Origin of the sequence: Bacillus velezensis, assembly GCF_001461825.1 — a bacterium.
Taxonomy (GTDB): Bacteria; Bacillota; Bacilli; order Bacillales; family Bacillaceae; genus Bacillus; species Bacillus velezensis.
On sequence record NZ_LLZC01000012.1, the window covers coordinates 334,438 to 361,145 of the forward strand.

Here is a 26,708-nt window from a genome sequence, read left to right on the forward strand (position 1 = left end):
TTTATAAAACCAGAATGTGGAGTGAGGTTCTTGTTACATCAGTTTTCCAGAAATGAGCTAGCGATTGGAAAAGAAGGGCTGGACACGTTAAAAAACAGCACGGTGGCCGTTCTCGGCGTCGGCGGAGTCGGTTCATTCGCAGCCGAAGCATTGGCGAGGTCCGGAGTGGGGCGGATCGTGCTTGTCGATAAAGATGATGTTGACATTACAAACGTAAACCGCCAGCTGCATGCGCTCTTGTCGACGGTGGGACAGCCGAAAACAGACTTGATGAAAGAGCGGATCGCGGATATTAATCCGGATTGTGACGTCGTCGCCTTAAAAATGTTTTATACGGAAGAGACGTATGAGCAGTTCTTTGAGTATCCGCTCGATTACGTCATTGACGCGTCGGATACGATTCATTATAAAATTCATCTGATGAAAGAATGTCTGAAACGGAATGTTCCGCTGATTTCAAGCATGGGAGCGGCGAATAAAACAGACCCGACACGCTTTCAGATTGCTGATATTTCAAAAACCCATACTGATCCGATTGCCAAAGTCGTCCGCACAAGGCTTCGCAAAGAGGGCATTAAAAAAGGCGTACAGGTCATTTTTTCTGATGAAAGCCCGATCGTCATCCGTGAAGACGTCAGAAAAGAAGTCGGGAATGATGAAGCGAAAATCCGCAAAGCGCAAATGCCGCCGTCTTCCAACGCCTGGGTTCCGTCAGTGGCCGGTCTGATTATGGGCGGACATGTTGTCATGGAGCTCTTAAAGGAGATCGACATTAAACGGGTTAAAGATAAATAAAAAGAAAAACAGCCTTCTTCAGGAAAGGCTGTTTTTTATTTGAATCCGCCGTTTACACGAAAGATTTTGGCCGGTATCAAAAAAGACAAGAACACATAGGTGTCCTTGTCCGGTTATTTTTTCTGCTTCATCAGTTTTTCATACACTTGCTTTATGGCGGCTTCAAATTTCCCCGTTTGTTTCGGTTTATAGTATTGCTTGTTTTTTAACGGATCGGGCAAATATTGCTGTTCGACCCATCCGTTCTCGAAATCGTGAGGATATTGATAGCCGATCCCGCGTCCGAGCTCTTGGGCCCCTTTATAGTGGGCGTCTTTTAAATGTTTCGGCACATCGCCGATTTTACCCGCCCTGATGTCTTTGAGCGCCTCATCAACGGCTGTGATGGCGGAGTTTGATTTTGGCGAGAGGCATAATTCGATTACCGCATTGGCCAGCGGAATTCTCGCTTCCGGAAAGCCGATCCGTTCTGCGGTCTGAATCGCGCTCAGCACCCGGGGGCCTGCCTGCGGGCTTGCGAGGCCGATATCTTCATAGGCGATCACGAGAAGCCTTCTTGATAAGCTTTCAAGGTCTCCGGCTTCGATCAGACGGGCCAGATAATGAAGGGCGGCGTTTGCGTCCGAGCCTCGGATTGATTTTTGGAAGGCGGATAAGACGTCATAATGCGCATCGCCGTTTTTATCATGAGTATAGCTTTTTTTCTGCAGACATTCTTCCGCCGTTTCCCGTGTAATCCGGATCGTGCCATCGCTTGATTCCTTTGTAGAGAGCACGGCAAGCTCCAGTGCGTTCAAAGCGGAGCGGACGTCTCCTCCGCACCCTTGTGCGAAATGATCCATCGCGTCGTCGTCCACCGAAACGCTGTAGGAACCGAGTCCCCGGTGTTTATCTGTGAGCGCTCTTTTCAATGCCTGCTTGATCAGATCGGGTGTTAACGGTTCGAGCTCAAATATCTGGGTCCGGCTTCTGATGGCCGGGTTAATGGCATGATAAGGGTTGGCGGTCGTCGCGCCGATTAAAATAATCATTCCGTTTTCTAAATAGGGCAGCAGAAAATCCTGCTTTCCCTTATCAAGCCTGTGCACTTCGTCAAGGATTAAAATGACCTGGCCTGACATTTTCGCTTCCTGTACGACAATCTCCATGTCTTTTTTATTATGAATGACGGCATTCAATTTCCTGAATGCGATGCTTGTCGATCCTGCGATCGCTGTGGCGATGGACGTTTTTCCGATGCCCGGCGGTCCGTACAGGATCATGGATGATAAGTGCTTTGCACGCACCATTCTGCCGATGATTTTATCTTCTTTGACCAAATGTTCCTGGCCGATAATGTCTTCGATATTGGCAGGCCGCATCCGATACGCCAATGGTTTCATGAACATCTCTCCTTACATATACAGGGTAACGGAAAACGGACGATTAGAAAAGCGAATTGCGGCGGGCCCCGTGTTTCAATGAAAATTAGGATAAGTTATGTTATAATAACAGTTGGTCTATAAGATACTAAACAGATTATTCATATCCATTTACTTGTATAAATTAACAATTAGAATTGACTGGGGTGTTCATATTGAAAATATCGACAAAGGGAAGATACGGGCTCACCATTATGATTGAATTGGCGAAAAAGCACGGAGACGGTCCGACGTCGCTCAAAAGCATCGCCCAAACAAACAGCCTTTCTGAGCATTACTTGGAACAGCTTGTATCACCGCTCAGAAACGCGGGACTCGTAAAAAGCATCAGAGGCGCTTACGGGGGTTACGTGCTCGGGGGCCAGCCTGAAGAGATAACGGCCGGAGACATTATCAGAGTGCTGGAAGGGCCGATCAGCCCGGTAGAAGTGCTTGAGGATGAAGAGCCTGCCAAGCGGGAGTTATGGATCCGCATCCGCGACGCTGTAAAAGACGTGCTGGACAGCACGACGTTAGAAGACCTTGCGAGCTACACGGACGGCGAGCAGGAAGCTTATATGTTCTATATTTAAACCAGAGGTGTACAGACAATGGAACGGATTTATTTAGATCATGCCGCGACTTCCCCGATGGATGAGCGTGTGCTTGAAGAAATGAAGCCCCATTTCTTCGGCAGTTTCGGCAACCCGTCAAGCATTCATTCATTCGGGAGAGAATCCCGGAAATGGGTCGATGAAGCGAGAGCGGACATCGCGCGCGAAATCAGTGCGAAAGAACAGGAAATTATTTTCACAAGCGGCGGCACGGAGGCTGATAATTTGGCGATTTTCGGAACGGCTGCCGCCCGGAAAAATGAAGGAAAGCATATCATTACGACCGCTGTTGAGCATCATGCTGTATTGCACGCCTGCGAAAAGCTGGAAGAAGACGGCTTTGAGGTGACATACCTCATCCCCGGCCCTTCAGGACGGATCAGTGCAAATCAGGTGAAAGAAGCGCTCCGTGATGATACAATCCTTGTTACCGTCATGTATGGCAATAACGAAGTCGGAACCATTCAGCCGATTGACGAAATCGGAGAGCTGTTAAGCGGGCATCAGGCCTATTTTCACACAGATGCCGTTCAGGCATTCGGTTATATGCCGATTGACGTGAAAAAAAGCAGAATTGACATGCTGTCTGTTTCCGGTCACAAGCTTAACGGGCCTAAAGGGACAGGCTTTTTATATGTAAATCAAGAGGTGAAGCTGTCACCGATTCTTCTCGGGGGAGAGCAGGAACGAAAGCGCCGCGCGGGGACGGAAAATGTACCGGGCATCGCCGGCTTAAAAGAAGCGGTCGTCCTTTCAAACCGTGAGAGGGAAGAGAAAACAGCGAAGTATAAGGAGTTTAAGAACATTATCATGAGCACGCTGGAAAAATCCGGCGTTACAGCGGAGGTGAACGGAGATGCCGAGAAATGCCTGCCTCATATTTTAAACCTTTACTTTCCCGGTGTGCCGGTGGAAGCGCTGCTGGTCAATCTTGACATGGAAGGCATTGCCGTCTCCAGCGGATCTGCTTGTACAGCGGGATCCGTTCTTCCGTCCCATGTGCTTACGGCCATGTTCGGAAGTGAGAGCGGCAGGCTGACTTCGTCAATCCGCCTCAGCTTCGGCCTCGGCAATACGGCGGAACAAATCGAAACAGCCGCCGAAAAGCTTGCCGCCGTCGTTAAACGGCTTGCTTAAAACGGCGGACTTACGTTTTTAATGGAGTGAATGCAAATGGAAAAACGGCCGGAGGATACAAGAGTCGTAGTCGGCATGTCCGGCGGCGTGGACTCTTCCGTGGCGGCCCTTCTGCTGAAGGAGCAGGGCTACGATGTAATCGGAATCTTTATGAAAAACTGGGATGATACGGACGAAAACGGTTTTTGCACGGCGACGGAAGATTATGAAGACGTCATCCGGGTCTGCAACCAGATCGGAATTCCGTATTATGCCGTCAACTTTGAGAAGCAATATTGGGAAAAGGTATTTCAATATTTCCTTGATGAATATAAAGCCGGAAGAACCCCCAATCCGGATGTCATGTGCAATAAAGAAATTAAGTTTAAGGCTTTCTTGGATCATGCTCTGTCACTCGGCGCGGATTATCTTGCGACGGGCCATTACGCCCGTGTAGACAGAAGCGCAGGTACAGTGCGCATGCTCCGCGGTCTGGATGAAAACAAGGACCAGACTTATTTTCTGAATCAGCTCAATCAGGAACAGCTCAGCAAAGTCATGTTCCCGATCGGTGATCTGCAAAAAAGCCGCGTGCGGGAAATCGCCAAAGAAGCGGAACTTGCGACAGCTGCGAAAAAAGACAGCACGGGAATCTGCTTTATCGGCGAACGCAACTTCAAAACGTTTCTCAGCCAATATCTCCCTGCTCAGCCGGGCGATATGATGACAATGGACGGAGAAGTAAAAGGGCGTCATGACGGTCTGATGTATTATACAATCGGACAGCGCCACGGTCTTGGAATCGGCGGAAGCGGCGAGCCGTGGTTCGCCGTCGGTAAAGATCTTGAAAAAAACATTCTGTATGTTGATCAAGGATTCCATAATCCGCTTCTGTATTCCGATAAGATCACGGCGACAAATGTCAGCTGGACGCGTCCCGGTCTGATGGACGGCGGCGAAATGACATGCACGGCGAAATTCCGCTACCGTCAGGAAGATCACAAAGTAACGGTGAAAATGACGGGTGATGATGAAGCGGAAGTCATTTTTGACGGGCAGGTACGCGCCGTTACGCCGGGACAAGCCGTCGTTTTTTATGACGGAGAAGAGTGCCTCGGCGGCGGAACGATAGATGACGTTTATAAAGACGGAACAAAACTGTGGTACGTATAACACATGTAAAAAACCTCAACTCGCATGTTGGGGTTTTTTAGCGAAAGGAAGTTAAAAATGGATTATAATAAAATCGGGATTGACGCCATGCAGGAGGGCGATTTTGAAAAAGCAGCAGAGGCTTTTACGAAAGCGATTGAGGAAAACGGCCAAGATCCGGTGCCGTATATCAACTTCGCAAATCTGCTTTCTTCTGTGAACGAACTCGAACGGGCGCTTGCATTCTATAACAGAGCGCTCGAATTGGACAATTCGGCGGCAGCCGCTTATTACGGTGCGGGAAACGTATACGTGATGAAAGAATCGTTTTCCGAAGCGAAGGATATGTTTGAAAAAGCGCTTCGCTCCGGAATGGAAAACGGAGATTTGTTTTATATGCTGGGGACCGTTCTCGTTAAATTAGAGCGGCCGAAGCTTGCACTGCCGTATTTGCAGCGTGCCGTTGAATTAAACGAAAATGACACGGAAGCACGCTTCCAGTTCGGAATGTGTCTCGCAAATGAAGAAATGCTGGATGAAGCTCTGGCGCAGTTTGAGACGGTGATCGAGCAGGACCCAAGCCACGCGGACGCATTTTATAATGCCGGGGTCGCTTACGCGTACAAAGAAAATCGTGAAAAGGCGCTTGAGATGCTCGAAGGCGCAATCGGCATACAGCCTGATCATATGCTTGCGCTTCATGCGAAACAGCTTATCACCCAGTCATAACAAAAGGAGGGAAGGCTCGTGGATCAGCTGAACATCGAAGAACAGCCGTATGTAAAAGGCGTCATTCATACGGTCATTTATCATAATGACACCAACCTGTATACAGTGCTGAAAGTCAAAGTTGCAGAAACGTCTGAGGCGATCGAAGACAAGGTCGTATCCGTAACGGGCTACTTCCCTCTGCTGCAAGAAGATGAGACCTACACATTTTACGGAAAAACCGCCACGCATCCTAAGTTCGGCCTGCAATTTCAGGCTGAACACTTTAAAAAAGAAATTCCGACCACAAAAGAAGGGATCATTCACTATTTATCAAGTGATCTGTTTGAAGGAATCGGAAAAAAAACGGCGGAAGAAATCGTCAAAAAGCTCGGAGACGGCGCGCTCAATAAAATTCTGACGGATGCGTCGGTGCTTTACGATGTGCCGAAAATGTCGAAAAAGAAAGCGGATAAGCTTGCCGGAGAGCTGCAGCGGCATCAGGGGCTTGAGCAGATTATGATCTCTCTGAACCAATACGGTTTCGGGCCCCAGCTATCAATGAAAATATATCAGGCCTACGAAACGGAAACCCTGGAGAAAATTCAGGAAAATCCTTATCAGCTTGTAAAAGACGTTGAAGGCATCGGCTTTGTGAAAGCTGACGAGCTGGGCGGAAAAATGGGTCTGTCAGGAAACCACCCGGAGCGGATCAAAGCGGCAATCTTATATACGATTGAATCGACCTGTCTTTCAGAAGGCCATACGTACATAGAGACAAAGCAGCTGATTATCAATACGCAAACGCTCCTGAATCAGTCAGCTGAAGGCGGCCGCGTCACGGAGATGGATGCGGCTGACGGCATCATCGCCCTCGGGGAGAGTAAGGATATCGTCATAGAAGGAGAGCGCTGCTATTTTCCGTCCTTGTTTTACGCCGAACAAAATGTCGCAAAACGCGTGCTCGACATTGCGGCTCAGACGGAGTATGCCGATCAATTTCCTGAATCGGAATTTCTGCTTGCACTCGGTGAACTGGAAGAACGGATGAATGTTCAATACGCACCAAGCCAAAAGGATGCCATTCAAAAAGCGCTGTCTTCACCGATGCTTTTATTGACCGGAGGACCCGGGACGGGGAAAACGACCGTTATTAAAGGAATCGTGGAATTATACAGTGAACTGCACGGAGTATCGCTTGACCCCGGTGATTATAAAAAAGACGAGACGTTCCCGGTGCTGCTTGCCGCGCCGACGGGAAGAGCCGCAAAACGGATGAGCGAATCTACGGGGCTGCCGGCTGTTACGATTCACAGGCTGCTCGGCTGGAATGGCGCTGAAGGCTTTACCTACAATGAAGATCAGCCGATTGAAGGGAAACTGATCATTATAGACGAAGCGAGTATGCTCGATATCTGGCTCGCCAGCCATTTGTTTAAGGCGCTTCCTAAGCACATTCAGCTCATTGTCGTCGGTGATGAAGACCAGCTTCCTTCAGTAGGACCGGGGCAGGTGCTCAGAGACCTTTTGGCTTCTGAGGTGCTGCCGACCGTGCGTTTGACAGATATTTACCGTCAGGCTGAAGGATCATCCATTGTGGAACTTGCGCATGATATGAAAAAAGGACTGCTTCCAAAAGGGCTGACCGCGCCGACAAAGGACCGCTCATTTATCCGCTGTAATTCTTCACAGATGAAAGAAGTCGTGGATCAGGTCGTCTCGAACGCGTTAAAAAAGGGGTATACCTCCAGGGATATTCAAGTGCTTGCCCCGATGTACAGGGGAAAAGCGGGAATTAACGAGCTGAATATGCTTCTTCAAGACATCATGAATCCGCCGAAAGAAAAAAGGCGGGAGCTGAAATTCGGTGATGTCGTCTACAGGACGGGCGATAAAATATTACAGCTTGTCAACCAGCCGGAAAACAATGTGTTTAATGGCGATATCGGCGAAATCGTGTCCATTTTTTATGCCAAAGAAAATACGGAAAAAGAAGACATGGTCGTCGTCTCGTTTGACGGCAACGAAATCACCTTTACGAAAAAGGATTTCAGCCAGTTTACCCACGCTTACTGCTGTTCCATTCATAAGTCGCAGGGAAGCGAATTCCCGATTGTCGTCCTGCCTGTCGTCAAAGGCTACTATCGAATGCTCAGGAGAAATCTGCTTTATACCGCCATAACAAGGGCGAAAAAATTTCTGATTCTTTGCGGAGAAGAAGAAGCGCTTGAATGGGGCGTCAAAAACAATGATGCCACCGTCAGACAGACGTCGCTTAAAAACAGGCTCACAGAGCAGACTGAAGAGATGGATGCAGAACTGGCCGCCCTGCAAAAAGAGCTGCCGTTCAGTGTATATGATGCGAACATCGGAATGGAAGGCATCACGCCGTTTGACTTTATGGAAGAAAAAGCGTAAATAAAACCCGGAGCATAAACATGCGCCGGGTTTTCGCCTGTGGAAGTCATTTCAAAGTATGCTGCCCGGCTTCTTGGCAAAACCTATACGTGTTCAACAAAAGGTGGTTGATCACACTTTGAGAACATGCCATGCAGCTGAAGGACGAACAGTATATGACGAAAACACCGGGCGCAGTCTCGGGATGATATCGGATGTATGTTTCTCTCTGGACGGCCGGTTTCTCGGTTTCGTGCTGGAGCAGAAACGCCTGTTTCACAACCGCCATCTTTTTTTAGAGGCAAGTGATATAAAAGAGATGGATCAAGAAGCCGTAGCTGCCGGTCATGCTCATTTGCAGCCTTTGCCGAAGAGCTGTTTCACTTTTGAACAGATTAAGATGCAGCCGGTGAAATCGCCTGATGGTGAAATGTTCGGTTTGCTGGAAGATGTATACTTTTGTTTGGACAGGGGCATAATCGTAGCATATGAACTCTCGGACGGCTTCTTTTCAGATCTGGCTGGCAGACGCCAAGTGCGCCGCGCCGCCGATACGCTTATTGAAGCGGGGAAAGAAGGCATCGTCCTGAACGGATAAGAGGTGTAGTCTGTGCTTGTATGTCCGAACTGCAAAAGTAAAGATATCGGCAAAATCGGCGTAAACCAATACTATTGCTGGGGCTGCTTCATTGAGCTGACAGTGGCCAAAGGCAAAATTGCGACACATCAAGTAGAGGAAGACGGCACGTTAAGCAGTCTTGATGATTTGTTTTCTGAAGACGAACGCAGTATCAATTTTTAAAGTTGAAAGGAGATACGCGCGATGGGCAGAACAATGACCTCTCTGTTGGCTTTAGGAGCTGGAGCCGTTATGTATCGTATGGCTTCTCAGTCCGATATGCTGAATAAAAAAGGTATGAAACGGATGAGAAGACGAGTCATGAAAATGTTTTAAGCAGAAAAAAGGATACTTCTCCGGAAGTATCCTTTTTACGTTTGTCTCGCTTCCAGCCGTCTGGCTGCGAGAGACAGGCTGTAATTGACCGCGAAATACATCAGGGCCGCCAGCAGAAAGATCGGGAAAAAATACCCTCCGTCAGCGCTTTGTCCGTTTAAAATCTGCGCGTTATGAATCAGTTCGGGCAGAGCGATGACGACCGCAAGTGACGTATCCTTTAATAAAGAAATAAACTGGCTCACAATCGGAGGAACCATACGCCTGAGCGCCTGCGGCATGACGACGAGAAAAAGACTCTGCGTGTACGTCAGTCCTGAAGAACGCGCCGCTTCAATCTGTCCTTTGTCAACGGATTGCAAACCGCTTCTGATGATTTCTGACAGCATAGCCGATTCAAAAATCGTCAGCGCCGTGATGGCGGCCGCGGTAATTTCCAGTTTGATCCCGATTTCCGGAAGGGCAAAAAACGTAAAGAAAATGATTAATAACAGCGGCAGGTTGCGGATGGTTTCCACAATGGCCGCTATAATGCCCGAGACGATAGGAATTTTCGCATAGCGCAAAGTGCCGGCGGCAAGCCCGAAAATAAAACTCAGGACAATGGAGATCAGCGCAACATAAAGTGTGACCAAAAAGCCGTCCCATAAAAACAGCAGATGGTCAGGTGTATAGGCGCCGCTAAAATCCATGTTTTTCACTCTCCTTCTCTAATAACTCTTTCCGAGACGTCTTTCCAAATAGTGAACCCCGATGCTGAGCGGGATCGTTACTATCAAATAAAAAAGCGCGACGAAAATATACACATCAAACACGACAAGAGTACTTGAGGAAACGAGATCCGCCTGATACATCAAATCGAGTCCCGCCACCACTCCGAGTATTGATGAGTTTTTGACAAGGTTGAGAAATTGGTTTCCGAGCGGGGGAATCACGATTTTTACGGCCTGAGGAAGAATGACGTATCTCATCGCCTGACTGTAGGTGAAGCCTGACGATCTGGCCGCTTCCATCTGCCCTTTGGAGACAGTCAGAATTCCGGCTCTGATAGCTTCTGCGATAAAGGCCGACGTGTAAATCGTCAGCGCAATCGTTCCCGCCTGAAAGCCGTCCAGTCTCAGCCCGGCGTTCGGAAGTCCGAAATAAAAAACGAATGTGATGAGGAGAAGCGGGATGTTGCGGATAAATTCCACATACGCAGTGCCGATCCATTGAAGGGGTTTGAAAGCCGTGATTCTCATGACTGCGATCAGAACGCCCAGCGCAAAGCTGCCTGCCAGCGCGATGAAGCTCGCAAGCAATGTGTGCAGGAAACCGTCCATATACATATCGAAGTTTTCCGTTAAAATTGAAAAGTTCATCTATGTCACTCCTTATAAAACGGGGATGAGCATGCCTGCTCATCCCGCGGTCCTTTCTATTTTGCCGGTTCTTCTTTAATCCATTTTTTATAGATTTTTTCGTACCTGCCGTCGGCTTTCATTTTTTTCAAAGAGGCGTTGATTTCCTTGATAAGTCCGGATTGGCCTTTTTTGACGGCGATTCCGTAAGGTTCATCGGTGAAGGTTTCGCCTGTCAGCTGATATTGTTTATTTTCATCCGCCATGCCGTATAAAATCGCATTATCGGTTGTGAGCGCATCTCCCTGTCCCGCTTTTAGCGCGGTGAACGCTTCGGCGTAATTTTCAAATTCCAGCACTGAGGCGTCAGGCGCTTTTTCTCTGATGTTTTGTGAGGAAGTAGAGCCTTTTACCGCCAATACTTTTGAGCCTTTTCCCAAGTCTTCGGTGCTTTTGATGCTGCTTCCTTTTTTGACGAGCAGGGATTGCCCTGCTTCAAAATAAACATCTGAGAAATCAACTTCTTTTTTCCGCTCATCCGTTATCGTCATCGTGGCGGTGATGGCGTCGATATCGCCGTTTTGCAGCATTGGAATTCTCGTTTTTGACGTCACTTCTTTAAATTCCGCTTTCTTCTCATCCCCCAGAATATCTTTTGCGAGCTGTTTTGAGATATCAATATCGAAGCCTTCAATATCACCGGAGCTTGGGTTTTTCAGCCCGAATAACCTCGTGTCGGTTTTGACGCCGAAGATGATTTTGTCTCTGTCTTTAATAGAGGCTAACGTGTCTTTTCCCGTTCCTTTTGAATCCCCGGACGTTTCTTTCCCTCCGCAGGCTGCCAGCATAAAGACGGCCAGCAGTGATATCAATCCGAATGACAACCATTTTGTTACGCGTGACATAAGCGCTCCTCCGTTTCTTTTCAGTGATTTAAAATACGGCTTAAGAATAAACGCGCCCTCTCTTCACGGGGGCTTTCGTAAAATTCAGCCGGTGCAGCTTCTTCTAAGATGGCTCCGCCGTCGATAAACACGATGCGGTCCGCCACTTCTTTTGCGAATCCCATTTCATGTGTGACGACTGCCATGGTCATGCCTTCTTTTGCGAGTGTTTTCATGACATCCAGCACTTCCCCGATCATTTCCGGATCAAGCGCGGATGTAGGTTCGTCAAACAGCATAATTTCGGGCTTCATCGCAAGCCCCCTGGCGATGGCGACACGCTGCTGCTGGCCGCCGGAAAGCTGTGAAGGATAAGCGTCCGCTTTTTCCGGTATACCGACTTTTTTCAAATAGTATAAGGCCGTTTTTTTTGCTTCTTCTTTTGATTGCTTAAGCACTTTGATCGGTGCGAGCATGATGTTTTGCAGAACGGTTTTGTGCGGGTACAGATGAAAATGCTGAAACACCATGCCGATATTGCGGCGGACTTTATTTATATCCGTTTTCTTGTCATGGATGGAGACGCCGTTTACCGTTAAGGCGCCTCCATCAACTGTTTCCAGCTGATTAATGCAGCGGAGAAGCGTACTTTTTCCCGATCCTGAAGGTCCGATGATAACGACGACTTCCCCTTTTTTAATGTGCAGATTAATGTTTTTCAGCACGTGGAAATGTCCGTAGTGCTTATTTACATCCTGAAATGAAATCATGGCCATCCTCCTTAAAAAAACAAGAGTCATATTGACTGGACAGTTTTTGAAATCCTTTAACACATTACGATGGTTATACAGATTTTTATGAATATTATTTAGATTATTTCGTAATTTCTGATAATTATTTCCGTCAAGAGGTCTGCGTCATAAGGCGGAGTTTATGAAACGGGAATAATTCCGGCTTTCTGTCAAAAGATAAAGCAAGAGGTGAAACGTCATGCTTCAAAAACCGCTGCAGCTCTTAATGTGGACGGCTGTATGTCTGCTCGTTTTGTTAACAGTGTATGTCTTTTGCATGCTCGATATGTTATGGTCTCCCATTTGGCTTGTTATAAAATCTCTCTTTATTCCTATATTCATCGCAGTATTTATTGCTTATCTTTTACTTCCGATTACTGAATGGCTTCATAGAAAAGGGATGCCTAGAACTTTAAGCCTGCTTCTGATTTATTGCCTGTTTTTCGGCGGAATCGGCTGGGGGGTTTATAAAGGGGTTCCTGTTTTAATTGAACAGCTGCAGGATCTGTCTGAGAGCATTCCCGGTCTTGCCAAAAACTACAACAGCATGCTGACGCATCTGCATAATCACACGGATCATTGGCCTGACGGCATGCACCATCGGATGGACAAAATGATTCAGCAGACAGAAACGTTTCTTGCCGGCACGATTGAAAGCACGATCAGAAGCATCCGTTTCGTGCTTGATTATATCCTGATCGCGGCGACGATTCCTTTTCTCGTGTTCTATATGGTGAAGGATATAGACGTCATGAAAAAGACAGTCTGGTATTTGACGCCGAAGTCCTGGAGAAAAAGGGGGAGTGAATTTCTGCGGGATGTGGACGACTCTCTCGGTGATTACATCCGCGGTCAGCTTCTCGTTTGTTTTTTGCTCGGGTTAATAGCCGGCGTTTCATTTTGGCTGTTCGGGCTTCCTTACCCGCTGATTTTGGGCCTTGCCATCGGGATTACGAATGTCATCCCGTATTTCGGTCCGTTTATCGGCGCTGTACCGGCGCTGCTCCTTTCGCTGGCGATTTCTGCTAAAGCTGTGATCATCGTAATCGTCACGATTTTTATTCTGCAATTTATAGAAGGAAACATTTTGAGCCCGCTTATTGTCGGGCGCAGTCTCAGAATGCACCCCATCGTGATCATGCTGGCGCTCCTTGCCGGAGGAGAACTCGCGGGCATTCCCGGCATGATTCTTGCTGTTCCGGCGGCAGCTGTTTTAAAAGTGACGGCCATTCACTTTTTGCGGATCAGGACGGAACATTGACATTCGGGTTCTGCTTGTCTATAATTTCGAGTAGAATACATACGAATCTCGAGTGACGGATATGAGTACGCCGAAGCCCTGTTTAAGAGAGAAGCTCCGATACGCTGAAAGGAGCTTCAGCAGAAGATCGGCCGAAGCTAATCCTGAGTGCAGTTAAAGGCTGCCGCAATCCTGCGTTACGGGATGAAAGGTGACAGGCCTTTTTCGGCCTGTAATCAGGGTGGTACCGCGAGACAGCTCTCGTCCCTGTGTGAACGCATGGTTTGCATAGGGAGAGAGCTTTTTTGCTGTCGCAAAAGAGAATTTCGGGTAGTGATAAGGAGGAATATAGATGAAACACTTAACTTCTGCTGAAGTGCGTCAAATGTTTTTAGATTTCTTTAAAGAAAAAGGCCATGCCGTTGAACCGAGCGCCTCATTGGTTCCGCATGAAGATCCGTCTTTACTGTGGATCAACAGCGGCGTTGCGACGCTGAAAAAATACTTTGACGGCCGCGTTGTGCCGGAGAATCCGAGAATTGTAAACGCGCAAAAATCAATCCGCACAAATGATATTGAAAATGTGGGGAAAACGGCGCGCCACCACACGTTCTTTGAGATGCTCGGAAACTTTTCCATCGGTGATTATTTTAAAGAAGAAGCCATCACGTGGGCATGGGAGTTTTTAACGAGCGAAAAGTGGATCGGCTTTGATCCGGAGCTGCTGTCTGTAACGGTTCACCCTGAGGATGAAGAAGCTTATACGCTATGGGCGGAAAAAATCGGCGTTCCGGAAGAAAGAATCATCCGTCTGGAAGGGAACTTCTGGGATATCGGCGAGGGCCCGAGCGGACCGAATACGGAAATTTTCTATGACCGCGGCGAGAAATACGGCAATGACCCGTCAGATTCTGAATTGTATCCGGGCGGCGAAAATGACCGCTATCTTGAAGTGTGGAACCTGGTATTCTCAGAGTTCAACCACAACCCGGACGGCACGTACACACCGCTTCCGAAGAAAAACATTGATACGGGCATGGGGCTTGAACGGATGGTCTCCGTGATTCAGGACGTCCCGACAAACTTTGACACTGATTTGTTTATGCCGATTATTGAAGCGACAGAGCGCATTTCCGGAGATGTTTACGGAAAGGACGCAGCGAAGGATACGGCTTTTAAAGTGATTGCCGATCATATCAGAACGGTCGCATTTGCGGTAAGCGACGGAGCTCTGCCGTCAAATGAAGGGCGCGGGTATGTACTGAGACGCCTCTTGCGCCGGGCTGTGCGATACGCGAAAACCATCGGTATCAGCCGTCCGTTTATGTACGAGCTGGTACCGACTGTTGCAGGAATTATGGACGCTTTCTATCCGGAGGTGAAAGAAAAGCAAGAGTTTATCGCCAAAGTCATCAAAACGGAGGAAGAGCGCTTCCATGAAACATTAAACGAAGGTCTGGCCATTTTATCCGACGTGATAAAGAAAGAGAAGGAAAAAGGCAGCGGCATCATCTCCGGAAAAGACGTATTCAAACTGTACGATACGTACGGATTCCCGGTTGAATTAACGGAGGAATACGCGGAAGATGAGCAAATGAAAGTTGACCATAGAGGCTTTGAAGCCGAAATGGAAAAACAGCGTGAACGGGCGAGAAATGCGCGCCAAGATGTAGGAAGCATGCAGGTTCAGGGCGGCGCATTGCGCGACATTACCGCAGAAAGCACATTTGTCGGCTACAGTGCCGTAAAAGCTGAAGCGAAGGTGATCGAGCTTCTTCACGACGGGCAATTAATCAGCGAGGCGCATGAAGGGGATACCGTCCAAATCCTTCTTGACAAAACGCCTTTCTATGCTGAAAGCGGCGGACAGATCGGTGACAGAGGAGTGCTGAGAAGCGAGCAGGCTGTCGTAACCATTAAAGACGTGAAAAAAGCTCCGAACGGTCAGCATGTACACGAAGGCACGGTGGATAGCGGCACGATTCAAAAAGGCGCAAGCGTGACGGCTGAAGTGGAAGATCAAATGAGAAGCGGCGTGGTGAAAAACCATACGGCTACCCACCTTCTGCACCAGGCGCTGAAAGACGTTCTCGGCACACATGTCAACCAAGCGGGTTCACTCGTTACCGAAAACCGTCTGCGTTTTGACTTCTCTCATTTCGGTCAAGTGACGAAAGAAGAACTTGAACGCATTGAAGGAATCGTCAACGAAAAAATCTGGGAGAGTATTCCGGTAGCGATTGATTTGAAACCGATCAATGAAGCAAAAGAAATGGGCGCGATGGCCCTGTTCGGCGAGAAATACGGCGATATCGTCCGCGTCGTACAAGTCGGAGATTACAGCCTTGAGCTTTGCGGCGGATGCCATGTCACGAATACGGCTGAAATCGGTCTGTTTAAAATCGTATCCGAATCAGGGATCGGCGCAGGTACGCGAAGAATCGAAGCCGTAACAGGAAAAGGCGCTTATCAGGAAATGAACAGCCAGCTCAGCCTTCTGCAGCACGCTGCGGACGAGCTGAAATCAAACGTAAAAGACGTACCGAAGCGAATTCAGTCTCTTCAAGCGGAGCTGAAGGAAGCGCAAAGAGAAAATGAATCATTGCTCAGCAAACTCGGCAATGTGGAAGCCGGAGCCATTCTGTCTAAAGTAAAAGACATCGGCGGCGTAAAAGTGCTGGCTGAAAAAGTAAATGCGAAAGACATGAACCACCTTCGCACTATGGTGGATGATCTGAAAGCGAAGCTCGGTTCTGCGGTCATCATTCTCGGCGCCGTGCAAAACGGGAAAGTCAACCTTTCAGCAGGCGTGACGAAAGACCTGATCGAAAAAGGCCTTCACGCCGGCAAAATGGTCAAACAAGCGGCTGAAGTCTGCGGAGGCGGAGGCGGAGGCCGTCCGGACATGGCGCAGGCCGGCGGAAAGCAGCCTGAAAAATTGGAAGAGGCGCTCGCATCTGCGGAAGATTGGATAAAATCCGTTTTATAATCCTTTCAACTAGTGTAGAATGATGATAAGATGAGGACCTCAGGCTGAACTTTGCCTGCGAATTTGGGAAAGAGGTGCAAAACGGTGAGCTCGTTTGATAAAACGATGAAATTTAATTTCTCCGATGATTCTGCTGAAACAAACGTCGAAGAAGTGCTGATTACGGTATATGATGCGCTTCAGGAAAAGGGGTACAATCCTATCAACCAGATTGTCGGATACTTGCTGTCTGGAGATCCTGCATACATTCCTAGGCATCGCGACGCCCGGAACTTAATTCGCAAACTGGAACGTGACGAATTAATCGAGGAATTGGTAAAATCCTATCTAGAACAGCATAAAGAGGCGTAAATACATTCATGAGAATATTGGGACTTGATCTTGGAACGAAAACACTCGGCGTAGCTTTAAGCGATGAAATGGGCTGGACCGCTCAAGGCATTGAGACGATAAAAATAAACGAGGCTGAAGGAGATTACGGTCTGGACCGTTTATCCGAGCTGATGAAAGACTATAATGTAGAGAAGATCGTGCTCGGTTTTCCGAAAAACATGAACGGGACGATCGGTCCGAGAGGCGAAGCCAGCCAAACATTTGCGAAACTGCTTGAAACAGCGTACAATGTCCCTGTTGTGCTGTGGGACGAGCGTCTGACGACGATGGCGGCTGAAAAAATGCTGATCGCGGCTGACGTCAGCAGGCAAAAACGAAAAAAAGTCATTGATAAAATGGCGGCTGTCATGATCCTTCAAGGATATCTGGACAGTTTAAACTAAGAGGTGAAAGAAATGGAACACGGCGAAAAACACATTACAATTGTCGATGATCAAGGCAACGAACAGCTTTGCGAAGTGCTGTTCACATTTGAAAACGACACATTCAACAAATCTTACGTACTTTATTATCCGATTGATGCTCAAGACGATGATGAAATCGAAATTCACGCTTCAAGCTTCGAACCGAACGAAAACGGTGAAGACGGCGAACTGATGCCGATTGAAACCGATGAAGAGTGGGAAATGATCGAAGAAACGCTGAACACGTTTTTAGCGGAAGAAGACGAAGAATAAAATGAACGGAAAAAGCCGGAGCGCATATGCGCTTCGGCTTTTTTTTTGTAATAAATTGCCGAATGCACATGAATCATGTAGTATAAGAGCTGTTGGGAGGAAAATACTTGTATGAATATCAATCAGACTAAAAATTCATTTCCGCGTAAAAACAAAAAAACGACGATAATACTGTCCTCCGTGATCGCTCTGCTTATCATCATTGGCGTTGCTTTTTTCTATGGAAAATCTCTGCTGTCCCCGGTTGACAAAGGCAGCAAAACGGCAGTCAATATTAATATTCCGAGCGGTTCTTCCGTTTCGGCAATCGCTGAAATTCTTGAGGATCAGCATGTCATCAAAAGCAAAAAAGCATTTCAGCTGTATGTAAAGTATAAAGGCGCTTCCGGGTTTCAGGCGGGATTTTACCACCTGAATAAAGGAATGGATGCGGATGCGATTATCAAAAAACTGACCGCGGGATCAACGGGATATGCCTTTCAGATCTCCGTTCCTGAAGGAAAACAGCTTACGCAGATTGCGGATGCGATCGCAAAAGAAACATCATATTCAAAAGAAGAGATCATGGCGAAACTGGATGACAAAACATTCATCGGCAAACTGAAAAAACAGTTTCCTGATACGATAACGGACGCGCTTTCAAACAAGAAGCTCAAGCATCCGCTCGAAGGCTATCTGTATCCGGCCACATATCCGTTTAATGATCCGGATGCATCGCTTGACACGATTTTGACGGCAATGGTTCAGGAAACAAACACCCGTATCGAAACGTATAAATCTGAACTGGAAAAAAAGAAACTTTCCGTCCATAACGCGCTGACAATGGCATCACTTATTGAAGAAGAAGCCACCGCCAAAGCCGACCGTCACAAAATCGCCAGCGTTTTTTACAACAGGCTCGAAGAAAAAATGCCGCTGCAGACTGACCCGACGGTATTATATGCGGCCGGTAAGCATAAAAGCCGGGTCTACTACAAAGACCTGAAAATTGATTCTCCGTTTAATACGTATAAACATAAGGGGCTGCCGCCGGGACCGATTGCAAATGCCGGTGATTCATCATGGGAAGCGGCTCTCCGCCCTGACAAAACGGATTATCTCTATTTCCTTGCAAAATCAAACGGCGAGGTTGTTTTCACCAAAACATTAAAAGACCATAATAAAGCGAAGGAAAAGTATATTTCCAAAAAAGACAGCGAATAAAAGGAGGGCAAAAGCTCTCCTTTTATTCCATTCTGAAAGGTTTTATGATAAAATATATCGGGTTGTTTACTTATGGATAAAGAAGTGTCTTAAGAGAGTGTCCCCGCGGATTCGTCAGGGGCACTCCTTTTTAGAACGGAGGCTGTTTGCCGTGAATGATCGGTATGAACAAATAAACGAGTATATAAACGCGATGCTGAAGCCTCGGCCTGATAAAGTGAAAAAGCTTGAAGCCTATGCAAAAGAGCACCATGTTCCGATTATGGAAGAAGCGGGCATTGAAGTGCTGCTTCAAATGCTGTCGATTCAACAGGCGAAAAACATTTTGGAAATCGGCGCGGCAATCGGATATTCCGCCATACGGATGGCGCTTGAGCTTCCGGATGCGAATATTTACACGATTGAACGGGACGACAAACGCTATGAAGAAGCTGTGAACAATATAAAAGACTTTGAAATGGAAAACCGGATTCACGTAATGCACGGGGATGCGCTGGAACTTTCTGAGTCTGTCCGTGTCACGGCTCCTTATGATGCCATTTTTATCGACGCGGCCAAAGGCCAGTACACGAACTTTTTTGAGCTCTATGAACCGATGCTTGCGCCGGATGGAGTCATTTTTACGGACAATGTTCTGTTTAAAGGACTGGTGGCACAAAATCACTCGGACATTGAGCCGAAAAGAAGACGGAAGCTTGTTGAAAAAATTGATCAATATAACCAATGGCTGATGAACCGGCCTGACTATCAAACGGTCATACTGCCGGTCGGAGACGGCATCGCCATCAGTAAAAAGAAGAGGTGAAGGATCATGAAAAAACCTGAACTTTTGGTGACTCCGACTTCTGTACAGGATATTCTTCCGCTCATTCAAGCGGGCGCAACGGCCCTGTTAGTCGGAGAACAGAGATACGGCCTGAGACTGGCCGGTGAATTTTCAAGAGAAGATATAAAAGAAGCCGTAAAGACAGCTCATCAGGAAGGCGCGAAAGTGTACGCCGCCGTGAATGCTATTTTTCACAACGAAAAAGTGGACGAGCTGAACGGCTATCTTGCCTTTTTGCAGGAGGCCGGCGTTGATGCGGCTGTTTTCGGTGATCCGGCCGTTTTAATGGCGGCGCGTGAAGCGGCTCCCGAGCTTAAACTGCACTGGAGCACGGAAACAACGGGAACCAACTACTATTCCTGCAATTACTGGGGACGCAAAGGCGCACGGCGGGCAGTGCTGGCTAAGGAATTAAATATGGACAGCATCATTGACATAAAAGAAAACGCCGAAGTCGAAATTGAAATTCAAATCCACGGCATGACGTGCATGTTCCAATCGAAGCGTTCTTTAGTGGGCCATTACTTCGAATACCAGGGTAAAGTCATGGACATCGAACAGAAGAAAAAAGAAGCGGGAATGTTTCTGCATGACAAGGAACGGGGCAATAAATACCCGATTTTTGAAGATGAAAACGGCACGCACATCATGAGCCCGAACGATGTGTGCATGATTGATGAATTAGAGGACCTGATGGATGCCGGCATCGATTCTTTCAAAATCGACGGAGTTTTGAAGTCTCCTGAATACTTAACTGAAGTGACCCGCATGTACAGAGAAGCAATCGATTTGTGCTTCGAAAGCCGAGAGACATACGAAGAGAAAAAAGAGAGCTGGATAGAGCGGATTGAAAGCATTCAGCCTGTGAACAGAAGCATCGACACAGGATTCTTCTTTAAAGAAACGGTCTATTAAAAAGGAGGGTGCAACGGATGACAGCCGTAAATCAAACCATTTCCAAAGTCGTAAACGGAAAACGCGTCATTACGAAAAAACCTGAACTCCTTGCTCCGGCAGGAAACCTTGAAAAATTAAAAATTGCCGTTCATTACGGAGCGGACGCGGTTTTTATCGGAGGACAGGAATACGGACTCCGCTCAAATGCGGATAACTTCTCAATAGAAGAAATCGCAGAGGGCGTAGAATTTGCCAAAAAATACGGGGCAAAAATATATGTGACAACAAACATTTTCGCCCATAATGAAAATATGGACGGTCTGGAAGAATACTTAAAAGCGTTGGGTGACGCAAAAGTTGCCGGAATTATCGTCGCTGATCCGCTGATTATTGAAACATGCCGGAGAGTGGCCCCGGATGTAGAAATTCACCTCAGCACACAGCAGTCCCTTTCCAACTGGAAAGCGGTGCAGTTCTGGAAAGAAGAAGGGCTTGACCGCGTGGTGCTTGCCCGTGAAACGAGCGGACTGGAAATTAAAGAAATGAAGGAAAAGGTGGATATTGAAATTGAAACCTTTATCCACGGCGCCATGTGTATCGCTTATTCAGGCCGATGCGTGCTGAGCAATCACATGACGGCCCGGGATTCCAACCGCGGCGGCTGCTGTCAGTCCTGCCGCTGGGATTATGACCTGTATCAGACAGACGGTGCAAACGCGGTCGCACTCTATGATGAAGAAGACGCTCCGTTTGCGATGAGCCCGAAAGATTTAAAATTGATTGAATCCATTCCGCAAATGATCGAGATGGGCATCGACAGCCTGAAAATTGAAGGCCGGATGAAATCAATTCATTACGTTGCGACGGTTGTCAGCGTGTATCGCAAAGTCATCGACGCATACTGCGCTGATCCTGAAAACTTTGTCATTCAAAAAGAATGGCTGGATGAGCTGGACAAATGTGCAAACCGGGATACCGCGCCTGCTTTCTTTGAAGGCACGCCTGGGTATGAAGAGCAGATGTTCGGTGAACACGGAAAGAAAACAACATTTGATTTTGCCGGTCTCGTGCTCGCGTATAACGAGGACACTCAAATGGTGACGCTCCAGCAGCGCAATTTCTTTAAACAAGGTGACGAAGTGGAATTTTTCGGTCCTGAAATCGACAATTTCACATTCACAATCGGCACTATTTGGGACGAAGACGGAAACGAGCTTGATGCTGCCCGCCATCCCCTGCAAATCGTTACATTTAAAGTAGACAAAAAGATTTATCCGAGCAACATGATGAGAAAGGGGAAGTAATCACCAATGGGTAAGAGTCCTGTAGTTATAGGCATCGCAGGAGGTTCCGGATCAGGAAAAACAAGCGTCACCCGTTCCATCTATGAACAGTTTAAAGGACACTCGATTTTAATGATCCAGCAAGACCTTTATTATAAAGACCAAAGCCATCTTCCGTTTGAAGAAAGGCTGAACACAAACTATGATCACCCGCTCGCATTTGATAATGACTATTTAATAGAGCATATTCAAGAGCTTTTGAATTACCGGCCGATAGAAAAGCCGATTTATGATTATAAACTGCATACGCGTTCTGAGGAAACCATTCCGGTTGAGCCGAAGGATGTCATAATTCTGGAAGGCATTCTCGTTCTCGAAGATAAAAGGCTTCGCGACCTCATGGATATGAAACTTTATGTTGACACGGACGCGGATCTCCGTATCATCAGACGGATTATGAGAGATATTAACGAAAGAGGCCGTTCAATCGATTCTGTCATTGAGCAGTATGTGTCCGTCGTCAGACCGATGCACAATCAGTTTGTTGAACCGACGAAACGCTACGCGGACATCATTATTCCGGAAGGCGGGCAAAACCACGTCGCAATCGATCTGATGGTCACGAAGATTCAAACGATCCTTGAACAAAATGCAATTTTGTAATACCATAGCATAGACATAAATAACTCAGACCATATTATGTATAGGCTGGAAGGGAATGAGACAGTTCCCTTCTTTCCCTGTTTATAAACCGAAACATTTGCAGAAAACACACATTCAGTTTAAGATAAACAGTACCTATATGGGAGAGAAGAACGAGGACTGCCCTGTGTTCTCATTCTTGATTTTTTCGTTTATGCTCTCATACATAATCACACGTTATTGTTGAGGGACAACCACCAAGGAGTGAAGGAACATGGCACAAGAAAAAGTTTTTCCGATGACTCACGAAGGAAAACAAAAACTTGAACAAGAATTAGAGCAATTGAAAACGGTTAAACGTAAAGAAGTAGTAGAACGCATTAAAATCGCAAGAAGCTTCGGAGATCTGTCAGAGAACTCTGAGTATGATTCTGCAAAAGAAGAACAGGCATTTGTGGAAGGGCGCATCACGACGCTTGAAAACATGATCCGGAATGCGAAAATCATCGAGGACGACGGCGGTTCAAATGTAGTCGGTTTGGGAAAAACCGTATCATTTATCGAATTGCCGGACGGTGAAGAAGAATCTTACACGATTGTCGGAAGCGCTGAAGCTGATCCGTTTGAAGGAAAAATTTCAAACGACTCGCCAATCGCCAAAAGCCTGCTCGGCAGAAAAGTGGACGAAGAAGTGACAGTTCAGACGCCGGGCGGAGAAATGCTCGTGAAAATTGTGAAAATTTCATAAGATCCGTTTAACAATGAAACACCTCGTCCAAAATGTGGATGAGGTGTTTTTTTATGATCGTATCAAAAAGGCTGAAAACGGCCGTGATTTGTTTTCTGCTCGTGTTTTTCTTTCTCCTTGCGAGGCTGGCTGAAATTCAGCTGTTTTTTACAGAATCTTTTTCAAAATCCAATATTAATCTGATTCAGGAAAGCGTCAAGCAGCGGACGGAAGAAGTCCTTATTTCAGACGGACGCGGCTCTTTTCTTGATCGGAACGGCAAAGAACTGACCGGAAAAAAGCAGCCTGCCGTCATACTGTTTCCCTTTCTCGTGACGCAGGATTGGCCGGTTGACCGGGTATCAGACATTCTCGGAATGAAACAGAGGGAGCTCAGGCAGCTGCTCACGGAAGCAAAAAAACCGGTGATCCTGAACAGCAGAAAAATAAAACATTTGACGAAACAATCCGTGTCAAATATCAATTCTTTGAAATATCCCGGCATTTACGGCGTATATATGAAAGACAGCAAAGAAACAAACATAGCCGCTCATCTGTTGGGCGCGACAAACCAGGACCCTGAGCTTTTGAAAAAGAAATACCCCGGCAGGAAGGAACTGCCGATCACGGCAAAAATCGGGACAAGCGGGATGGAGCGGACGTTTGATGAGTTTTTACTGGCGGATCAGGACACAAAACTTTTGTATCATGTCGACGGAAGGGGAAACCCTTTATTCGGAATGGACGTCAAATATACGGCTGAAGCAAACGCGTTTTATCCGCTGCAAGTCAAAACCTCCATCGACCGCAATATTCAAAAAGCAATGGAAGATGTATTGAAAGACCGCGGGTTAAAAAAGGGGGGAGCCGTCCTTTTAGACATTGAAAAAAGCAGTGTGCTCGGAATGGTATCTAAGCCTGACGCCGACATGTCAAAGCAGCAGACATTGCAAAATTACATGCTGACGCCGATTTATCCGGGATCAGTATTTAAAACGGTGATCGCCGCAGCCGCAATAGAACAAAACGAAGTGAAGCCGGGCACATCCTTTAACTGCAATCTCAACCTGTACGGAGAGCCGGGGGATGACAAAGGCACGCTCAGTTTTGGAGAAAGCTTTGCCCAAAGCTGCAATTATACGTTTACAAGCCTTGCGGAAAAATTGATCAAAAAAGATGATTCCGTTATTGAAAACATGGCGGAAAAACTCGGTCTCACCCAGCGGGCGGGCTGGGAAGGCAAGCTGTACCGGGAAGACCGATTCAGGCAGCTGTATAATGAAAAAAGCGGGGTCATTTGGGGAGATGACAAAGACAAAACCGTAAAAAAAGCCGTCGCACAGACGGCGATCGGGCAAAAAAACGTGAAAGTCACCCCTCTTGAAGTCGCCAATATGATGGCGGCGATCGCGCGCGGCGGTGAAAAAAAACAAGTCAAAATCGCGGACAAAATTGAATACAAAAACAAAACGACGATGGCGTCATTCAAAGATCAGCAGTTAAAAGGGGAAAACATCGACAAATATACGGCGCAGCAGCTTCAAAAAATTCTCAGAGAAGTCGTCACCTCACCGAAAGGAACCGGCCGAAGGTTTCAGGACCTGCCGTATGAGATAGCAGGCAAATCGGGAACGGCCCAGACGGGAATGTTCACAAAAGAAAAACAGACGCTTTACCACAAATGGTTTGCGGGATACTTTCCCGCGGACAAGCCGAAATACGCTCTCGTGGTGCTGCACATGGACACGCCGGGGGATAAGGCTCTGACAAATACAGTGTTTTATGATATTGTTAAAAAGGTACATGAAAATGAAATAAATCAGACATAGAACAACCGCTCAGCCCATGTTAAAATATATGCTGAGCAAGAGGGATAAAGGAGTGCAGAATGATTGAGCAATAAACAATCTCGTTTTGAAAACCGTGATAAGCGCAGAAAAGCAAATATGGTGCTTAACATTTTAATTGCTATCGTATCTATTCTTATTGTCGTCGTTGCCGTCAGCCTCTTCATCAACAGTCCGTCGGGCGACGTGAGCGAAAAAGCGGACACGAGCCAGAAGCAGGAAACACCTGCATCAGGCAAGACGAAGCAGACATCGGATGAAGACATAAAAGACAGCAAAAAAGATACGGCATCAGACGATGACAAAAAAGATAAACAGGATAAGGACACATCTGATTCATCTTCAGACTCTGACAGCAAAAAAGACGATGATTCATCGAAAAGTGATGACAGCAGCAAAAAAGACTCTGATTCAAGCGATCCTTTTAAAGGCGCAAAAATAACAGAGGGCGGCTCATCAAGCGATGTCGAGAAAACAATTGTTAACCCAAAATGGAAAGCGGTCGGCACAAAGCAGACGGGAGAACATGCGGCGACGTATGACTCAAGCTCTGAAGACTGGGCCGAAATGCTTGACGCCATCTCTTACGCAACCGGCGTGTCAAAAGATCACATGACAGTGCTGTGGCTCGGAAACAATGGAAGCCCGCAAGATGCGAAGGGTAAAGTTTTAGACAAAACGAACGGCAAAAAGTATCAGGTCACCATCACTTGGAAAGACAAAAAAGGCTGGAAGCCGACAAAAGTAGAAACCTTAAAATAACCGCAAAAAAGCAGCTGAGTAATCAGCTGCTTTTTTCTGTCATACGTCAGCTGAAAAATGCACCGACGCACTGTAAAGGATTCTGCCGTCAACGGCCGTCACCTGATGGGATACGGAACGGACGCGAAGCATAATCGCCTGGTTGTTTTCAATCTGAACGTTTATTTTCTTTTCAAGCTCCTGCAAAGATGCCGCTTCGAAAAACTCTACTTTATCTTTGATTAAATCCAATTGAAAATTCATCAGTACAGATCCTCCTGATTTTTCTTCTGAGTCAATGAAAGTATAAGCCTTTCTGCCGTAATTGCGCAATAATCCCAAAGTATTTTAGTACCCTTCCATTCTTTTTTGTGATAGGATAGTAACTGTTCCATGATTAATCCATACTATACTCATAGGAATTATAAAATATGGAGAGTGAAAAATATGGGCCGTGAATTTATTCCTTTATTTGAAGATTGGGCAGCGACTTATGACGCCACAGTGCACGGGGCTGACAAACAATATGCCGCTGTTTTTAAAGGATATGACAACATTCTTGACAGCATCGTCGCACTTTCAGGTTCAAACGTTTTAGAGTTCGGACCGGGAACGGGGAATTTAACGGCGAAATTAGCCGCCGCGAACAAAAAGGTGTTTGGTGTAGAACCGTCTCCGTCAATGAGAAAACTGGCGGCTGACAAGCTTTCTGACAAAGCCGTGTTCAGTGACGGAGATTTTCTGGAGTTTCCCGCTCCGCCTTTTCAAATAGATACCATCGTCAGCTCGTACGCCTTTCATCATTTAACCGATGAAGAAAAGCGAACGGCTGTAAAGCAGTATGGCGCAATCCTTCAGAAGCATGATAAAATAGTGTTTGCCGATACAGTCTTTAAAGATCATGAAGCTTATGATGAAACCATTAAAAAAGCAATCCGAAACGGCTATCATCAATTAGCGGACGATTTAAAGACGGAACATTATCCGACACTCGGGACAATGAAAAACATCTTTTCAGAAGAGGGATTTGCCGCGCGGTTTACGCAGCAAAATGACTTTGTCTGGATAATGGAGGCGATTAAACGGTAAAT

General features: G+C 46.9%; 29 protein-coding genes and 1 other annotated feature. Of the genes, 23 read left to right on the forward strand and 6 right to left on the reverse strand.

Going from position 1 to position 26,708, the window contains the following annotated elements; translation table 11 throughout:
• Positions 1-30: 30 nt before the first annotated feature.
• Positions 31-795, forward strand: a complete 765-nt coding sequence (locus AR442_RS05840) for a tRNA threonylcarbamoyladenosine dehydratase (protein ID WP_014418524.1) — start codon at positions 31-33, stop codon at positions 793-795.
• A 113-nt stretch (positions 796-908) separates the two neighbouring features.
• On the opposite strand, the gene AR442_RS05845 is transcribed toward AR442_RS05840, so the two are convergent.
• Positions 909-2,177 (reverse strand): replication-associated recombination protein A, encoded by a 1,269-nt coding sequence (locus tag AR442_RS05845; RefSeq protein ID WP_032863553.1) that lies wholly within the window; start codon positions 2,175-2,177, stop codon positions 909-911.
• 194 nt (positions 2,178-2,371) lie between these two features.
• Here AR442_RS05845 and cymR point away from each other — a divergent pair, with 194 nt between their 5' ends.
• From cymR to AR442_RS19825, 8 genes are all read left to right on the forward strand, one after another.
• Positions 2,372-2,788, forward strand: a complete 417-nt coding sequence (cymR, locus tag AR442_RS05850; protein ID WP_003152730.1) for a cysteine metabolism transcriptional regulator CymR — start codon at positions 2,372-2,374, stop codon at positions 2,786-2,788.
• Between the two features lie 18 nt (positions 2,789-2,806).
• A complete protein-coding gene (locus AR442_RS05855; RefSeq protein WP_007612815.1) occupies positions 2,807-3,946 on the forward strand; it encodes a cysteine desulfurase family protein in 1,140 nt (379 codons plus the stop codon).
• A gap of 36 nt (positions 3,947-3,982) precedes the next feature.
• Positions 3,983-5,098: a tRNA 2-thiouridine(34) synthase MnmA gene (mnmA, locus tag AR442_RS05860; protein WP_012118077.1), complete on the forward strand. Its 1,116-nt coding sequence runs from the start codon at positions 3,983-3,985 to the stop codon at positions 5,096-5,098.
• A gap of 87 nt (positions 5,099-5,185) precedes the next feature.
• On the forward strand, positions 5,186-5,806 hold the full coding sequence (locus tag AR442_RS05865) for a tetratricopeptide repeat protein (protein WP_088461189.1): 621 nt from the start codon (positions 5,186-5,188) through the stop codon (positions 5,804-5,806).
• An 18-nt stretch (positions 5,807-5,824) separates the two neighbouring features.
• The gene (gene recD2, locus AR442_RS05870; RefSeq protein ID WP_014418522.1) at positions 5,825-8,203 is read left to right on the forward strand and encodes an SF1B family DNA helicase RecD2; all 2,379 of its coding nucleotides are present in this window, start codon (positions 5,825-5,827) and stop codon (positions 8,201-8,203) included.
• Between the two features lie 118 nt (positions 8,204-8,321).
• Positions 8,322-8,780 (forward strand): PRC-barrel domain-containing protein, encoded by a 459-nt coding sequence (locus tag AR442_RS05875; RefSeq protein ID WP_007408205.1) that lies wholly within the window; start codon positions 8,322-8,324, stop codon positions 8,778-8,780.
• Positions 8,781-8,792: 12 nt separating this feature from the next.
• On the forward strand, positions 8,793-8,984 hold the full coding sequence (locus tag AR442_RS05880; protein ID WP_003152738.1) for a hypothetical protein: 192 nt from the start codon (positions 8,793-8,795) through the stop codon (positions 8,982-8,984).
• Positions 8,985-9,005: 21 nt separating this feature from the next.
• Positions 9,006-9,137, forward strand: a complete 132-nt coding sequence (locus AR442_RS19825) for a YrzQ family protein (RefSeq protein WP_003152741.1) — start codon at positions 9,006-9,008, stop codon at positions 9,135-9,137.
• A gap of 35 nt (positions 9,138-9,172) precedes the next feature.
• Here AR442_RS19825 and AR442_RS05885 read toward each other — a convergent pair whose 3' ends face one another.
• The 4 genes from AR442_RS05885 to AR442_RS05900 are packed head-to-tail and all read right to left on the reverse strand — an operon-like array spanning position 9,173 to position 12,131.
• On the reverse strand, positions 9,173-9,829 hold the full coding sequence (locus tag AR442_RS05885; protein ID WP_014418521.1) for an amino acid ABC transporter permease: 657 nt from the start codon (positions 9,827-9,829) through the stop codon (positions 9,173-9,175).
• Positions 9,830-9,847: 18 nt separating this feature from the next.
• Positions 9,848-10,498, reverse strand: a complete 651-nt coding sequence (locus tag AR442_RS05890) for an amino acid ABC transporter permease (RefSeq protein WP_014418520.1) — start codon at positions 10,496-10,498, stop codon at positions 9,848-9,850.
• A gap of 56 nt (positions 10,499-10,554) precedes the next feature.
• Positions 10,555-11,382, reverse strand: coding sequence for a transporter substrate-binding domain-containing protein (locus AR442_RS05895; RefSeq protein ID WP_007408208.1), 828 nt, complete (start codon positions 11,380-11,382; stop codon positions 10,555-10,557).
• Between the two features lie 20 nt (positions 11,383-11,402).
• Positions 11,403-12,131 (reverse strand): amino acid ABC transporter ATP-binding protein, encoded by a 729-nt coding sequence (locus AR442_RS05900; RefSeq protein WP_014418519.1) that lies wholly within the window; start codon positions 12,129-12,131, stop codon positions 11,403-11,405.
• 220 nt (positions 12,132-12,351) lie between these two features.
• Here AR442_RS05900 and AR442_RS05905 point away from each other — a divergent pair, with 220 nt between their 5' ends.
• The 13 genes from AR442_RS05905 (at position 12,352) to AR442_RS05965 (ending at position 25,638) form a co-directional block, all read left to right on the forward strand.
• Entirely contained in the window at positions 12,352-13,413 is a 1,062-nt protein-coding gene (locus tag AR442_RS05905) for an AI-2E family transporter (protein WP_014418518.1), read from the forward strand.
• Between the two features lie 43 nt (positions 13,414-13,456).
• Positions 13,457-13,664: a binding site (T-box leader), on the forward strand.
• 80 nt (positions 13,665-13,744) lie between these two features.
• Entirely contained in the window at positions 13,745-16,381 is a 2,637-nt protein-coding gene (gene alaS, locus AR442_RS05910) for an alanine--tRNA ligase (RefSeq protein ID WP_014418517.1), read from the forward strand.
• 84 nt (positions 16,382-16,465) lie between these two features.
• Entirely contained in the window at positions 16,466-16,732 is a 267-nt protein-coding gene (locus tag AR442_RS05915; protein WP_003152749.1) for an IreB family regulatory phosphoprotein, read from the forward strand.
• An 8-nt stretch (positions 16,733-16,740) separates the two neighbouring features.
• On the forward strand, positions 16,741-17,157 hold the full coding sequence (gene ruvX, locus AR442_RS05920; protein WP_003152750.1) for a Holliday junction resolvase RuvX: 417 nt from the start codon (positions 16,741-16,743) through the stop codon (positions 17,155-17,157).
• 12 nt (positions 17,158-17,169) lie between these two features.
• Positions 17,170-17,451: a DUF1292 domain-containing protein gene (locus AR442_RS05925; protein WP_003152751.1), complete on the forward strand. Its 282-nt coding sequence runs from the start codon at positions 17,170-17,172 to the stop codon at positions 17,449-17,451.
• Positions 17,452-17,562: 111 nt separating this feature from the next.
• Positions 17,563-18,654: an endolytic transglycosylase MltG gene (gene mltG, locus AR442_RS05930; protein ID WP_014418516.1), complete on the forward strand. Its 1,092-nt coding sequence runs from the start codon at positions 17,563-17,565 to the stop codon at positions 18,652-18,654.
• Between the two features lie 151 nt (positions 18,655-18,805).
• Positions 18,806-19,459, forward strand: a complete 654-nt coding sequence (locus AR442_RS05935; protein WP_014418515.1) for an O-methyltransferase — start codon at positions 18,806-18,808, stop codon at positions 19,457-19,459.
• Positions 19,460-19,465: 6 nt separating this feature from the next.
• Positions 19,466-20,395: a peptidase U32 family protein gene (locus AR442_RS05940; protein ID WP_007408214.1), complete on the forward strand. Its 930-nt coding sequence runs from the start codon at positions 19,466-19,468 to the stop codon at positions 20,393-20,395.
• Between the two features lie 17 nt (positions 20,396-20,412).
• Positions 20,413-21,681, forward strand: a complete 1,269-nt coding sequence (locus AR442_RS05945; RefSeq protein ID WP_017418217.1) for a peptidase U32 family protein — start codon at positions 20,413-20,415, stop codon at positions 21,679-21,681.
• 6 nt (positions 21,682-21,687) lie between these two features.
• Entirely contained in the window at positions 21,688-22,323 is a 636-nt protein-coding gene (gene udk, locus AR442_RS05950) for a uridine kinase (protein WP_003152763.1), read from the forward strand.
• Positions 22,324-22,576: 253 nt separating this feature from the next.
• Positions 22,577-23,050, forward strand: coding sequence for a transcription elongation factor GreA (gene greA / locus AR442_RS05955; protein ID WP_003152766.1), 474 nt, complete (start codon positions 22,577-22,579; stop codon positions 23,048-23,050).
• A 53-nt stretch (positions 23,051-23,103) separates the two neighbouring features.
• Positions 23,104-24,858: a peptidoglycan D,D-transpeptidase FtsI family protein gene (locus AR442_RS05960; RefSeq protein WP_014418463.1), complete on the forward strand. Its 1,755-nt coding sequence runs from the start codon at positions 23,104-23,106 to the stop codon at positions 24,856-24,858.
• A gap of 63 nt (positions 24,859-24,921) precedes the next feature.
• Positions 24,922-25,638, forward strand: coding sequence for a YrrS family protein (locus AR442_RS05965; protein ID WP_014418462.1), 717 nt, complete (start codon positions 24,922-24,924; stop codon positions 25,636-25,638).
• Positions 25,639-25,677: 39 nt separating this feature from the next.
• On the opposite strand, the gene AR442_RS05970 is transcribed toward AR442_RS05965, so the two are convergent.
• A complete protein-coding gene (locus AR442_RS05970) occupies positions 25,678-25,881 on the reverse strand; it encodes a YrzA family protein (protein ID WP_003152771.1) in 204 nt (67 codons plus the stop codon).
• A 183-nt stretch (positions 25,882-26,064) separates the two neighbouring features.
• Between AR442_RS05970 and AR442_RS05975 the strand changes: the two genes are divergently transcribed.
• A complete protein-coding gene (locus tag AR442_RS05975) occupies positions 26,065-26,706 on the forward strand; it encodes a class I SAM-dependent methyltransferase (protein WP_014418461.1) in 642 nt (213 codons plus the stop codon).
• Positions 26,707-26,708: the final 2 nt, after the last annotated feature.